Below are 12,950 nucleotides of genomic sequence, written 5' to 3'. Positions count from 1 at the left end.
AAGTATCGACTCAGAATAAACTATTGAATAAGTTGCTTTTTTCACCAACAGTAGCGACAACTCGACGGTTGTTTTGACGTCCTTCTTCAGTATTATTGGTATCAATTGGTATCGCTTCTCCGTACCCTACAGCACATAAACGTGAAGGCTCCATACCATATTTATCTACTAAAATATTTTTCACTGTATTTGCGCGCTTCTGAGAAAGCTTTAAGTTATAGCTGTCAGAACCTCGACTATCTGTATGACCTTCCACAGTGATATTGGTTCTTGGATAAGACTGTATAAAACTGGCCATACCATTTAGTACAGCGTTATTGTTGTTTTTCAAATTCGAGCTATCAAAATCAAAGAGCACACTGAACTGTTCAAGATCCCTTGTATCTACTTGAGTATCTACTATAGGTTTCTTAACTGGTTCTGTTGGCAGATTTTGATTTAGCAATGGCTGACTAGGTAGCGTTTGATTTGTCATGCTACAGTCTGATCGAACACGACTTATTTGGTGCGTCTGGCGGGTAGCTTGGTTCAATGATGACAAGGCTTCTTTGGCTGATATCTGCTGAAGAACAGGTTTGCCAGTTGCCGCTAAACTAACTTTTATATAAGTTGTTTTTTGAGGAGTAAATTGAAAACGTTCTGAATAGGAAACGATGTCGCCATTTTCTTCTAAGACTGACGCATTGATGATTTGTACGTTATCACAAATAATTTTTTCTGAGTAATGACCGGTTTCCAAGCTGGTTTGAAAAGTATGATCCAGTCCAACACCTATATTGATATTATTTTTTTTCTTTTCATCGTGAGCATCGCGAAAAAAAACAATTCTATGCTCATTTTCTTTTAAATTATCGTCATTAGGTAAACGAAACAAATCCCCACTTTTTTCCCAGTCTACTTGATTGACTTGTTGGGTAGTATCAGAGAGAAATTGCATTTGGTCATTTGGTACAGTTTGACAACCTACCAAACTTACTGATGCACAAAGTGTCACTGATAATAATACATTTTTACTATCCATAGCGTTTCATCCTAATAAAAATCTAGCTTATGAGCATCTACCTTTTTCTTACGTAATTTGTTTATTTAATGAACAATTTCTTATTTAAAAATATAATTTGTTAAGAATTGACCTGTAACGTACTACTTTTAACAAAATAAATATGTTTACATTAATTATATTCGTATTAACTAATAATACAAATATAATTTAACTAATAATACAAATATAGTTAAGTCTTTATAAAATTGATACTACTCATATTATGAAACAGTTTAGGCAGATCGTTCTCCATCCAACCTTGGCGTAAAAACTTTGCTTGTACCCATTTTTTCCTACTCGAGCACAGCGCTCGCCTTGTGCTCGGGCAAAACAGTGCTTTGTCTTATTGTAGTGGTCAACTAATTTAGAACACCTGATAAGAGGTTTTTGTTAAAGTAGCGTTTCTCTTTTTCTAGCGGTGCTAAATAATTGTTGAAAGTATGCGGTCTCACGGTTTGATAATAGCCCCAGATATAATTACTGATGGCGATCTTAGCCTCAGCGATATTCTCATAACCGCCCTTTGGCATCCATTCTGTTTTAAAGCTCCTGAAGAACCTTTCAGTCGGCGCATTATCCCATGAGCGAGGAATAGCAAAGCAATGCTTTGCCCGAGCGCAAGGCGGAGGGCTGTGCCCGTAGTGAGTTACCTTTTCGGCTCATGCTCTGCTTCATGCCGTCACAACTAGCAATGGACTCAGCGAATTTCTTACTGGTGTAATGGGTACCTTGATCAGAATGAAACAGCACTCCAATTGGCTGTAAGCGCGTCTGATATGCCATCTGCAGCGCTTTGGTTGTCAGCATACTGTCAGGCGAATCTGATACAGCAAATCCCACCACACGCCGAGCATACAAATCTAACACCACTGCTAAATAACACCAGCTGCCTTTAATGCGAATATAAGTGACATCACCTGTCCAGACTTGATTGGGCGCTGTGGGGCTAAAGTTACGGTTCAATAGGTTTTCATGGGTTGTATGCGCCTCATCACAGTGCTTATATTTGTGCGTTTTCAATTGACAGCTTTTAAGCCCCATCTGCGCCATAATCTTAGCTGCCATATAACGGGTCAGCTTGATGTTATGCTCATTCATGAGTATGGCAGCAATGCTGCGAGCGCCTGCTGATCGCTTTGAGTCGTTAAGTATTTGGCGTATTAAGGCTTTGGTTTTGATAGTGTCAAGGCTAATTAACTTGGGCTTTACTCCGTAGTAGTAACTGCTTTTCATCACCCCAAACAGCTTGCATAAAAGGCTTTTACTGGCCTGTTTGTCCTGCTCTGCAAGCCTGCTTATCAGCGATAGCCGTTCAGGCTGTCCAAGGCCAGCAGAGCAGAAGCCTCACTTGAGCATAGCTCTCGTCTTGCGTCGGGACGAAGCAGTGCTTCGTTTTATCCCTCCTCATTTAAGATGTCGCGCTCCATAGTGAGTCGCTTAACTTGTTTGCGCAATTCTTGTAGCTCGCGCTGTTCATCCTTTAAAGCGTTGCCAACTTTAGGTGCTTGACCCTTTATTTCTTGACGGTACTGACTCAGCCATTTCTGCAGGGTAGATTTGCCAATACCCAGTGAGTTTGCCACATCTAGTATGCTGCGGTTTTGATCAACGACTAAGCTGATGGCTTCTAATTTGAATTCTCGGGTATATTGATTGCGTTTGTTGGTCATACTAGTTTCCTTCTTTAGGTTAGTATAAACCTCTTATGCGCTGTCCAGTTTTATTATGCCACTACACTGAACTTAGTAGCACACCGCTTTCAATGTAATCGTTTTTATCCTCTTAGACTAGACACTTATGGTGCATAGAAAATCATAAAAACTATTATGGTGCGAAAAAAGTAAAATATCTCCTAAAAAGACCGATATTGGTGCAATTTTTTAGATTTTAGGTTGGCATAAATATTGATGTATTAATAATAGTCAAAAACGGTTTGTTAACTCAGCCTACTAAGCTGCTACTTTATCTTTTTGGAGAAATATATGTCTTTATTGCCAACGCTTATCACTGCTACTCCTATCAGTACAAATTATCGTATCGACTCAAAACTTACATCACGTTTGTCTCTACTAGCAGTAGCGGTTGTAGGTAGCTTAAGTCTTATAGCTTGTCAAAAACCTGCAGAAACCAGTGCAGAAACCAATTCTACAACCACAAAAACTGAAACGGCCGAGACCACTACTATCCCTGCAGAAGATGGTGACACAATCAAAGTTGGTATTTTGCATTCTTTATCTGGAACGATGGCCATCTCTGAAACATCATTAAAAGATACTGCCCTCATGACCATTGATGAAATTAATGCCAATGGCGGTGTGCTGGGTAAGCAGCTAGAACCAATCGTCGTAGATCCCGCTTCTGATTGGCCGTTATTCGCTGAAAAAGCACGTCAGCTATTAACTCAAGACAAGGTGGATGTCATATTTGGTGGTTGGACGTCGGTGTCACGTAAGTCAGTGCTTCCTGTCGTTGAAGAACTAAACGGTTTGATGTTTTATCCGGTGCAGTACGAGGGTCAAGAGCAGTCAAAAAACATTTTCTACACTGGGGCGGCTCCCAATCAGCAAGCCATTCCTGCCGTTGAATACTTAATGAGCCCAGAGGGTGGTAGTGCAGAACGCTTTGTCTTACTTGGGACCGATTATGTTTATCCTCGCACTACTAACCAGATACTGCGGGCTTTCTTAAAGTCTAAAGGTGTCGCTGAAACAGACATCATGGAAGAATACACCCCTTTCGGTTTTAGCAACTATCAGACCATCGTGGGCAACATTAAAAGTTTCTCGACCGGTAAAAAGACAGCCGTTATCTCTACCATTAATGGGGACTCAAACGTACCCTTTTATCGCGAGCTTGCCAACCAAGGTATTAAAGCCTCTGATATCCCAGTCATGGCATTCTCAGTAGGAGAAGAAGAACTTCGTGGTATCGATACCAGCTTATTGCAAGGGCACTTGGCGTCATGGAATTACTTTATGTCGGTTAAAAATCCTGTCAACAGCGGCTTCACCAAAAAGTATAAGAAATATGCGCTAGATCATAAGCTACCGAATGCTGAAAAGGTCGTGACCAATGATCCTATGGAAGCCACCTACGTGGGTATCAATATGTGGAAACAAGCAGTCGAAACAGCAGGTACTACTAATGTCGATAAAGTACGTATTAGTATGGGAGGTCAGACTTTTGACGCGCCATCAGGGTATACATTGAAAATGGATGAGGAAAATCATCACTTATGGAAGCCTGTCATGATCGGTCAAATCCGTGTCGATGGTCAGTTCGATGTGATCAGCAAAACGCCAAAAGTCATTCGTGCTGAGCCATGGAGTCAGTACATTCCTAAATAAGGTTGTGGTCATCTAAACCGTAATCTTTAGCACTTAGCCCCTTAATAGTATCGATACCAGCAACCCTTTAGCTCCTCTACTGATAAAACAGATTTTCAGTAGAGGTTAGAGGAGTGTTGACTGCAGAAAAGGAACCATCATGTCACATTATCCTTCCTATTATAAAAGTGACGCACAAGTAAATTATTCTAATAAGACATTTTTAGTCACATTACTGTCTTTGGCGCTCTTTCTTATCTCTGTCGCATCGCCTACTCATGCTCACGAGACGCCAGTATTACACAGCCACGATCACAATGAGGCAATATCTATTAATACTGTGGCAGCGACATCCAATGCTGTAAGTGAAGAGACCTTACTTCCTCAAAACAAGCAGTCTCTAACTACGCCAGCTGATCTTGCGATAAGTAAAGGGGACGCTATCGAACAGTTCGTTGCTGCCGACTTCACCAAGCGCCAAACCATGCTCAATCAATGGCCGGGGCCAGTTGAGAGTTTAGATGCTTTAGTTGAGCTGATAAAAAACGATGAGCTATACCAAGGCAATGGCGGACAAACTTATCTACTTAATAGCGAAGATGAGTTATTTACTTATCCTGCTAAGCAGCTGACCACTGAGTGGCCGAGTGACTTGGCGCAAGTGACTTTGACCAACACTCTACGCTCAGCCTTAGTGTTTGGACAAGCCAAGGTTAAGCTTGAGTCAAACGATCCTACGCAACGTATGCAGGCAGTGGACATTTTAGCGGACAATATCGAACAGCTAGATCCAGCACTCATAAGTACTGCTGCCACGAATGAGGAAGATGTCGATGTCAAAACGGCGTTGAGTACTTTACAAGCAAGAATTGATTTTAGAGATGGTGATGTCGCAGAGCAAGTTGCCGCGCTTACCGTGCTTGCTGATAGTGATAGCCCGCAAGTCTTAGTTGATGTTAAAAAGGCGTTGGCGGCAGACAATATCGATCCTGTGCTCAAATCTGCACTGTTAGACGCTGAAGATAGTATTGAGCAGCGTATTACCGTCAGCACTTGGATCGGTCATATTTTTACTGGTCTTAGTACTGCAAGTGTCTTACTTCTTGCCGCTTTAGGGCTTGCCATTACCTTTGGGCTCCTTGGTGTCATCAATATGGCTCACGGTGAGTTGATTATGATTGGCGCTTACTCCACTTATATGGTGCAAAATCTGTTTCAAGCTTATTTTCCCAGTATGACAGGGTGGTATCTTGTTGCGGCTATACCAGTTGCTTTTCTAGTCAGTGCCTTGATCGGCATGGTTATCGAACGGATCGTTATTCGTCCTCTTTATGGCCGTGAGCTTGAAACCTTACTGGCAACCTTCGGCGTCAGTCTGATTCTTATGCAGTTGGTTCGGATGATATTTGGCGCGCAAAACGTCGAAGTCAGCAATGTCGACTGGTTGAGCGGTGCCTATCAAGTGTCCTCGAGCCTTGTACTCCCCTTCAACCGTATCGCTATTATCGGCTTTACCATTATTATTCTTATGCTACTGGTGTACTTACTGAACAAGACTCGCTTCGGGCTATTTGTACGCGCTGTGACTCAAAACCGGCAAATGGCTCGTGCGGTTGGCATCTCATCTGCTCGCATCGATATGTTGGCTTTTGGGCTTGGCTCAGGTCTCGCTGGTCTCGCTGGCTGTGCTTTGGCGCAAGTAGGCAATGTTGGACCCGATTTAGGTCAGACTTATATTATTGATGCATTTTTAGTTGTCGTGGTTGGCGGTGTTGGGCAAGTATGGGGCGCGGTATTGGCATCCTTAGGTCTTGGTGTCAGCGGTACTGTGCTTGAGATTGGTATTGGTGCTGTGATGGCTAAGATTGTGTTACTGGTTCTTGTGATTTTGTTTATTCAAAAACGTCCACAAGGTTTATTTGCCCTCAAAGGCCGTTTTGTGGATTAAGGAGAACCTCATGCGTTTGACTCAATTATTATCTGATTCACCACGTAACGCCATTTTGATTGGTTTGTGCTTTTTGGTGCTGCTGATATTGCCTTGGCTACATTTACTACCTGAAACGTCTAGTTTTCACTTGTCTGCTTACTGGATAACTTTGATTGGGAAAATAATGGCGCTCGCCATGGTAGCACTGGCTTTAGACTTGGTCTGGGGCTATGCCGGCATTCTTAGCTTAGGTCATGGTCTTTATTTTGCGCTAGGAGGTTATGCCTTTGGTATGTACTTGACGCGAGAAACTGCTGGCACGGGCTTACCAGACTTTATGCGTTTCTTAAGTTGGACCGAGCTGCCGTGGTATTGGACAGGCACTCAACACTTTTGGTGGGCGATGGCTCTAGTGGTGCTGGTTCCCGGTTTGGTCGCTTTTATCTTTGGCTATTTTGCTTTTCGCTCAAAAATCAAAGGGGTTTATTTTTCGATTATTACTCAAGCCATGACCTATGCAGCCGCCTTATTATTCTTCCGTAACGAAACAGGCTTTGGTGGTAATAATGGCTTCACAGGTTTTACCACGCTATTAGGTTATGACATCACTGCCTCGTCAACGAGGGCTGTGCTGTGCTTTACGACCGCTTTGGCGCTGCTACTGTCCTACCTTGGACTACGCTATCTTATGAGTCAGCCTTATGGGCGTGTGCTCGGGGCCATCCGTGATAGTGAAAATCGCTTGCAGTATCTAGGTTATCGCACGCTTTGGTACAAGCTTTCTGCTTGGGTATTGTCTGCAGTAATAGCTGGTATCGCTGGTGCTCTATATGTACCGCAAGTTGGCATCATTAACCCCGGTGAGATGAACCCCGTCAACTCTATCGAGATGGCAGTATGGGTGGCTGCTGGAGGCAGAGGTTCATTAATCGGTGCCATTGTAGGCGCTGGTACAATTAATGTGATTAAAACGTATTTTACCGTCGCCTATCCGGAGTTTTGGTTGCTTATCCTAGGCGGATTATTTGTGGTGGTTACTTTATTTTTACCTAACGGCATCATTGGTGTACTTGATCGTTTTAAGAAGGAAAAAGAGTAATGTCAAAAATACCTAACGATTCTACTTCTCAAACAACGACTAGCAATACATTTACTGACAGCGAAACTGATCACAGCATTAATACTTCAGTAGAAGGTATTAATCATGCAAATAATATATCTGTTGCCGAAACCACGCCTGGCCTACCAGTAACTACTTTGGCTGAGGATTATGGTGATAGTGCTGGCTTAGCACATCCAGTCCCTAAATCAGGGCCAGACATGAGGCATGGTATTGCGCTTTATTTGGAAGACGTTAGCGTGTGGTTTGACTCGTTTCGGGCACTCAATGACTTATCTTTATACATTGAGGCGGGCGAGCTACGCTGCATCATCGGTCCTAATGGCGCAGGTAAAACGACGTTAATGGATGTTCTCACTGGTAAAACGCGGCCGACAAAAGGTAGCGCATTTTTTGGACAAGTACATAATTTAGCAAAACTATCTACCGAAGAAATAGCCGAAGCTGGCATTGGCCGTAAGTTTCAAAAACCCACTGTATTTGAGAAATTTACCGTACTCGACAACTTAATGCTGGCCGCGCCGAAAGACAAACGGGTGTCAAAAAGCTGGTTTACCAAAATTGATGCTGACATCAAAGATACGCTTGACTCAACGCTTGATCAAATACGCCTAAAAGAACTGATGAGCAAGCCAGCTGGGCTGTTATCTCATGGTCAAAAACAATGGCTAGAGATTGGCATGTTACTGATGCAAAAACCAAAACTTATCTTACTTGATGAACCAGTGGCAGGCATGACAGATGCCGAAACCGAACATACCGCTGAATTATGTCTGCGCCTTAAAAAGAACCACACCTTAATCGTGGTTGAACACGACATGACTTTCATCGATGCCATAAGTGAGAAAGTAACGGTCTTAGCAAATGGTGCTATTTTGGCTGAAGGTACGTTGAATGAAGTACAAAACGATCAAGCGGTTATCGAAACTTATCTAGGTCGCTAATCAAAAACACCAATCAGAAATAAACTGTTACCTTGAATTATTATAGTCAAATCTCAAGCAATTACACGATAAGGCAACCGAAACCATATACATGACAAATACATTTATATAGTGGAATTATATAAGTCAGACTAATCATTAAAAATAAAGGTATTTATATGTTAAAAGTCAATGCTATCAATCAATATTACGGTGGTAGTCACATCTTACGTGATGTTACCCTCACTGCGCCTGTAGGAGAATGTAGCGTCGTACTAGGCCGTAATGGTGTTGGCAAAACGACCCTACTTAAATGCTTGATGGGTATTCTGCCAATTAAATCAGGTGAGATTTTATTAAACGGTAAGGATATTAGCAAGATGGCGCCTGAGCAGCGCGTACGTGCCGGACTGGCGTATGTACCACAGGGACGTGATATCTTTTCTACTTTAACCGTTGAAGAAAACATCCTAATTGGAATGGCAAAATTTTCTCAACGAAAAGCAAGCAAAGTACCCAAACACTTGTATGATATATTTCCAGTGCTGGACGAAATGAAGCATCGGCGCGGTGGCGATTTATCTGGGGGACAACAGCAGCAGCTCGCCATTGCTCGTGCGCTTGCCTCCGAGCCATCTGTGCTGGTACTCGATGAGCCGACTGAAGGTATTCAGCCCTCTATCATCAAGGACATCGGGCGGGTAATCAGGGATTTGGGTTATCAAGGTGAAATGGCCATTATACTGGTCGAGCAGTTTTATGAGTTTGCAGAAGAGCTTGCCGATAACTATACCGTGCTCTCTAGAGGACAAGTGGTAGCTCAAGGGGCTGGATGTGACATGGCAAAAAATAATATTCAAGAATTGGTGGCAATCTAAAAGGACACTTTCTAAAAGGGAACACAATTTTGACTTGGCAATCCTCACTACAGCTTCATTTCGACTGCGCCTCTAATACTGCAAAAACTCGGCTGTGTCATCGTGCCCATACTGGCGCACTCATGGTGCAGCGCGCGCTGTATCCTGAGCCTGATAGTCCTGATAACAGTCAAGCAGGGATTTGCCATATTTATGTGTTGTATCCTCCTGCTGGCATTGCCGATGATGACCGCTTAACATTGGAATTTGACCTACACTCTAACAGCCATGCGGTGATTACCACCCCTGGAGCCGGCAAATGGTACGGGCAACGCAAATCATTACGATTCTCTAAACCCAGCGACTCATCAAAATTTGGCAACGGTACTCAATCGGCAAACAGCAACACTTCTAACGACTGTTTCAATGATGTTGTCAGCGCTGAACAGCATATCGACGCCCGTCTCGATGATCACGCTGTCCTTGAATGGCTACCTCAGGAAAGCATTTATTACGATCATTCTGTCTCTACTGCCAATAATCGCTTTTATTTAGCTAAAACGGCAAGTCTATTGACTTGGGATATTGCTATGTACGGACGTCAAGCGTACCAAGAGACTTTTGCTAATGGTCATTATACCAACCGCTTAGAGATATGGCGTGAGGGTAGTTTATTGGTCAGTGAGTGTACCTCCCAGCAAGCAAATACGCGCTGGTTTACCTCACCATTAGGACTGAACAATCAACATGTGCATGGCTCTTTTTGGGCAATACCTAGCACAGAGGTCATTGCGCCAGAACTACAGGATAACCCGCTCAAGCTTGGTCAGTATTTAGATGCCACTATTACCAAAATACGCCATCTCATCGATATGCAGTCACTACCCATTCACTGTACTCACAATTTTCAAGGTATCAATTGTCGTTATTTAGGGGCAGATGTGCGTGCCTGCTTTGAGGCTTTTTACCAAATTCGCGAGCTTATCAGGTCTACATGGTATGCGCTTGAGCCTCATCGACCAAGGATTTGGGATACCTAATATCATGTATTTCCACTTAATATCATCCTTAAACAATGCTGAATCAAACCAGAACGACTCTACTTAGTACATTTAACTTAACACATTTACTTTTTGAAGATTAAAAACGGTTCATAGTCTTTAAAGCACAATAATTATTAAGGAAGCTTTATGCAATTAAATCCTACAGAAAAAGATAAACTCTTACTATTTACCGCTGGTATGGTAGCGGAACGTCGTAAAAATCGCGGTGTAAAACTCAATTATCCTGAGTCTGTCGCTTATATCAGCATGTTACTGATGGAAGGCGCGCGTGATGGCAAAACCGTGGCGCAACTGATGAGTGAAGGAGCCACGTATCTTTCTGCCGATGACGTCATGGAGGGCATTGCAGAGATGATACATGATGTCCAAGTTGAAGCCACTTTCCCCGATGGCACTAAGCTGGTGACGGTACATAACCCCATCGTATAGCTTACTATAAAGTCGTATAAAACGATATTGAACTAGAGGCATTACCGTAAGACGATTAAGGATAATAAAAATGACGATGAAAGTAGGCGAATATAAGATTAAAGCAGGCGATATGGCGTTGAATGCTGGTCGCTGCGTTCAAACCATAGCAGTAATCAATACCGGCGACCGCCCTATTCAAATCGGTTCTCATTATCACTTCTATGAAGTCAATGCAGCACTGAGCTTTGATCGAGAGTCAACGCTTGGCTATCGACTCAATATCCTATCTGGTACTGCGGTACGCTTTGAGCCGGGACAAGCGCGCGAAGTGGAGCTGGTTGCCATCTCAGGTAGACAGCATATTTATGGTTTTTCGGGCAAAGTTATGGGCGTTGTAGACCCTAAAACCTCTCAAAACACCTCAAAAAAACGCATTGACCGACGTATTTATGCCGAACATTTTGGCCCTACCACAGGGGATAAGGTACGCTTGGCAGATACAAATTTATGGCTTGAGGTTGAGTATGATTTGACCAGTCATATCGATAACCAGCCTGATATTGATAGTGTTAGCATTGGTGAAGAGGTTAAGTTTGGCGGCGGCAAGGTTATCCGCGATGGTATGGGTCAGTCACAGCTGCTGGGTGATCAAGTTGCCGACACTATTATTACCAATGCTCTGATTGTGGACTATAGCGGTATCTATAAGGCAGATGTCGCTATCAAAGAGGGTCGTATCAGTGGCATCGGTAAAGCTGGCAACCCTGATATTCAGCCGAACGTGACGTTACCTATTGGCGCGGCTACCGAAATTATCGCAGGAGAAGGTAAAATCTTAACTGCTGGCGGTATCGATAGTCATATTCACTTCATTGCACCGCAGCAGTGTGAGACGGCATTGATGTCTGGTGTAACCACGATGTTAGGCGGTGGCACGGGACCTGCTGAAGGTACTCTTGCCACCACTTGTACTCCTGGTGCTTATCATATTCACAGCATGCTAAAAGCCACTGATGCTATTCCGATGAATATCGGATTATTAGGTAAAGGCAATGTTAGTCTACCTGTCCCCATTGTAGAGCAGATTGAAGCAGGTGCTATCGGGCTTAAACTTCATGAAGACTGGGGCTCCACGCCCAAAGCCATTGATAACTGCCTTAGTGTGGCTGAAGCATATGATGTGCAAGTGGCGATTCATACTGATACGTTAAATGAAAGCGGCTATTTAGATAGCACTCTAGGCGCGTTTAAAGACCGCTGTATTCATACTTTCCATACCGAAGGCGCTGGCGGTGGTCATGCCCCAGATATCTTAAAAGCTATTGGCGAAACCAACGTCTTACCCTCATCAACCAACCCGACGCGCCCTTTCACCATTAATACCATTGACGAGCATCTCGACATGCTCATGGTTTGTCATCACCTAAGCCCAGCCATTGCAGAAGATGTCGCTTTTGCCGAAAGTCGTATTCGTAAAGAAACCATTGCCGCCGAAGATATTTTACAAGATATGGGCGCTATCTCCATGATGAGTAGTGATTCGCAAGCCATGGGACGCGTGGGAGAAGTCATTATTCGCACGTGGCAAACGGCTGATAAGATGAAAGCCCAACGTGGTCACCTTGCTCCTGATCAATCGGCTAAAACTGAGCAATCCCTAGCGCATATCATGCTAAGTCCTACGGACTCTAATAGCAGCAACGATAATTTTCGTATTAAACGCTATCTCGCAAAATACACCATCAATCCTGCCATTACCCATGGTATCAGTGATGAAGTGGGATCACTTGAGTTGGGAAAATGGGCAGACTTGGTATTATGGTCGCCTGCATTTTTTGGTGTCAAGCCCGACCTTGTCATTAAAGGCGGCTTGATTGCAGCGGCACCTATGGGTGATCCCAATGCTTCCATATCCACCCCGCAGCCTGTGCACTATCGCAGCATGTTTGGCAGCTTCCCCAAAACAGTGGCGCAAACTTGCATCACCTTTATGTCAAGTGCGGCTATTGATAAGGGCGTTGATAGGCAATTAGGATTAGAAAAGGTCATCAAAGCGGTACACAACATTCGTCAGGTACGCAAACAAGACATGAAGTTTAACAGCTACTGTCCTCAGATGGAGGTCAATCCTGAAACCTATGAAGTGTATGCCGATGGTGAGCTGCTGACCTGCGAGCCTGCCGACTATCTACCGATGGCACAGCGCTATTTTTTATTCTAGCTGCTTTTTATTGTCGTGCTGATAATCTCCAATCAGCTGTGAATCATCTATTTCAA

General features: G+C 43.5%; 12 protein-coding genes. 8 read left to right on the top strand and 4 right to left on the bottom strand.

The annotated features are described in order from the left end of the window. Nucleotides 1–10: 10 nt before the first annotated feature. The 4 genes from AC0J5Y_RS05020 to AC0J5Y_RS05005 all read right to left on the bottom strand — a co-directional run bounded on the left by AC0J5Y_RS05020 (nucleotide 11) and on the right by AC0J5Y_RS05005 (nucleotide 2,712). Nucleotides 11–1,021: an OmpA family protein gene (locus tag AC0J5Y_RS05020; protein ID WP_475131813.1), complete on the bottom strand. Its 1,011-nt coding sequence runs from the start codon at nucleotides 1,019–1,021 to the stop codon at nucleotides 11–13. Nucleotides 1,022–1,401: 380 nt separating this feature from the next. Beyond that, complete coding sequence (locus AC0J5Y_RS05015; RefSeq protein ID WP_475131812.1) at nucleotides 1,402–1,572, bottom strand: hypothetical protein; 171 nt, start codon at nucleotides 1,570–1,572, stop codon at nucleotides 1,402–1,404. Nucleotides 1,573–1,615: 43 nt separating this feature from the next. Next, on the bottom strand, nucleotides 1,616–2,341 hold the full coding sequence (locus AC0J5Y_RS05010) for an IS3 family transposase (RefSeq protein ID WP_475132092.1): 726 nt from the start codon (nucleotides 2,339–2,341) through the stop codon (nucleotides 1,616–1,618). Between the two features lie 95 nt (nucleotides 2,342–2,436). Further along, nucleotides 2,437–2,712 carry a transposase gene (locus AC0J5Y_RS05005; protein ID WP_475131811.1) on the bottom strand — a complete coding sequence of 92 codons (276 nt, stop codon included), beginning with the start codon at nucleotides 2,710–2,712 and terminating at the stop codon, nucleotides 2,437–2,439. A 366-nt stretch (nucleotides 2,713–3,078) separates the two neighbouring features. Here AC0J5Y_RS05005 and urtA point away from each other — a divergent pair, with 366 nt between their 5' ends. The 8 genes from urtA (at nucleotide 3,079) to ureC (ending at nucleotide 12,894) form a co-directional block, all read left to right on the top strand. Then, complete coding sequence (urtA, locus tag AC0J5Y_RS05000) at nucleotides 3,079–4,389, top strand: urea ABC transporter substrate-binding protein (RefSeq protein ID WP_475132090.1); 1,311 nt, start codon at nucleotides 3,079–3,081, stop codon at nucleotides 4,387–4,389. Nucleotides 4,390–4,528: 139 nt separating this feature from the next. After that, entirely contained in the window at nucleotides 4,529–6,316 is a 1,788-nt protein-coding gene (gene urtB / locus AC0J5Y_RS04995) for an urea ABC transporter permease subunit UrtB (protein ID WP_475131810.1), read from the top strand. 10 nt (nucleotides 6,317–6,326) lie between these two features. Continuing rightward, nucleotides 6,327–7,397, top strand: a complete 1,071-nt coding sequence (gene urtC, locus AC0J5Y_RS04990) for an urea ABC transporter permease subunit UrtC (protein WP_475131809.1) — start codon at nucleotides 6,327–6,329, stop codon at nucleotides 7,395–7,397. 158 nt (nucleotides 7,398–7,555) lie between these two features. Beyond that, a complete protein-coding gene (gene urtD, locus AC0J5Y_RS04985) occupies nucleotides 7,556–8,362 on the top strand; it encodes an urea ABC transporter ATP-binding protein UrtD (RefSeq protein WP_475132088.1) in 807 nt (268 codons plus the stop codon). 158 nt (nucleotides 8,363–8,520) lie between these two features. Next, nucleotides 8,521–9,219 carry an urea ABC transporter ATP-binding subunit UrtE gene (gene urtE, locus AC0J5Y_RS04980; protein ID WP_475131808.1) on the top strand — a complete coding sequence of 233 codons (699 nt, stop codon included), beginning with the start codon at nucleotides 8,521–8,523 and terminating at the stop codon, nucleotides 9,217–9,219. 29 nt (nucleotides 9,220–9,248) lie between these two features. Continuing rightward, complete coding sequence (locus AC0J5Y_RS04975) at nucleotides 9,249–10,238, top strand: urease accessory protein UreD (RefSeq protein ID WP_475131807.1); 990 nt, start codon at nucleotides 9,249–9,251, stop codon at nucleotides 10,236–10,238. A 150-nt stretch (nucleotides 10,239–10,388) separates the two neighbouring features. After that, nucleotides 10,389–10,691, top strand: coding sequence for an urease subunit gamma (ureA, locus tag AC0J5Y_RS04970; protein ID WP_475131806.1), 303 nt, complete (start codon nucleotides 10,389–10,391; stop codon nucleotides 10,689–10,691). Nucleotides 10,692–10,761: 70 nt separating this feature from the next. Beyond that, the gene (gene ureC / locus AC0J5Y_RS04965) at nucleotides 10,762–12,894 is read left to right on the top strand and encodes an urease subunit alpha (protein ID WP_475131805.1); all 2,133 of its coding nucleotides are present in this window, start codon (nucleotides 10,762–10,764) and stop codon (nucleotides 12,892–12,894) included. Nucleotides 12,895–12,950: the final 56 nt, after the last annotated feature.

This window comes from Psychrobacter sp. TS_SC_6 (assembly GCF_056156305.1).
This window is presented reverse-complemented; position numbering and strand designations above follow the sequence as displayed.

Coding starts and splice junctions, on each gene's coding strand:
- AC0J5Y_RS05020 (WP_475131813.1), bottom strand. CDS start 1,021: ATGGATAGTAAAAATGTATTATTATCAGTGACACTTTGTGCATCAGTA.
- AC0J5Y_RS05015 (WP_475131812.1), bottom strand. CDS start 1,572: ATGCCAAAGGGCGGTTATGAGAATATCGCTGAGGCTAAGATCGCCATC.
- AC0J5Y_RS05005 (WP_475131811.1), bottom strand. CDS start 2,712: ATGACCAACAAACGCAATCAATATACCCGAGAATTCAAATTAGAAGCC.
- urtB (WP_475131810.1), top strand. CDS start 4,529: ATGTCACATTATCCTTCCTATTATAAAAGTGACGCACAAGTAAATTAT.
- urtC (WP_475131809.1), top strand. CDS start 6,327: ATGCGTTTGACTCAATTATTATCTGATTCACCACGTAACGCCATTTTG.
- urtE (WP_475131808.1), top strand. CDS start 8,521: ATGTTAAAAGTCAATGCTATCAATCAATATTACGGTGGTAGTCACATC.
- ureA (WP_475131806.1), top strand. CDS start 10,389: ATGCAATTAAATCCTACAGAAAAAGATAAACTCTTACTATTTACCGCT.
- ureC (WP_475131805.1), top strand. CDS start 10,762: ATGACGATGAAAGTAGGCGAATATAAGATTAAAGCAGGCGATATGGCG.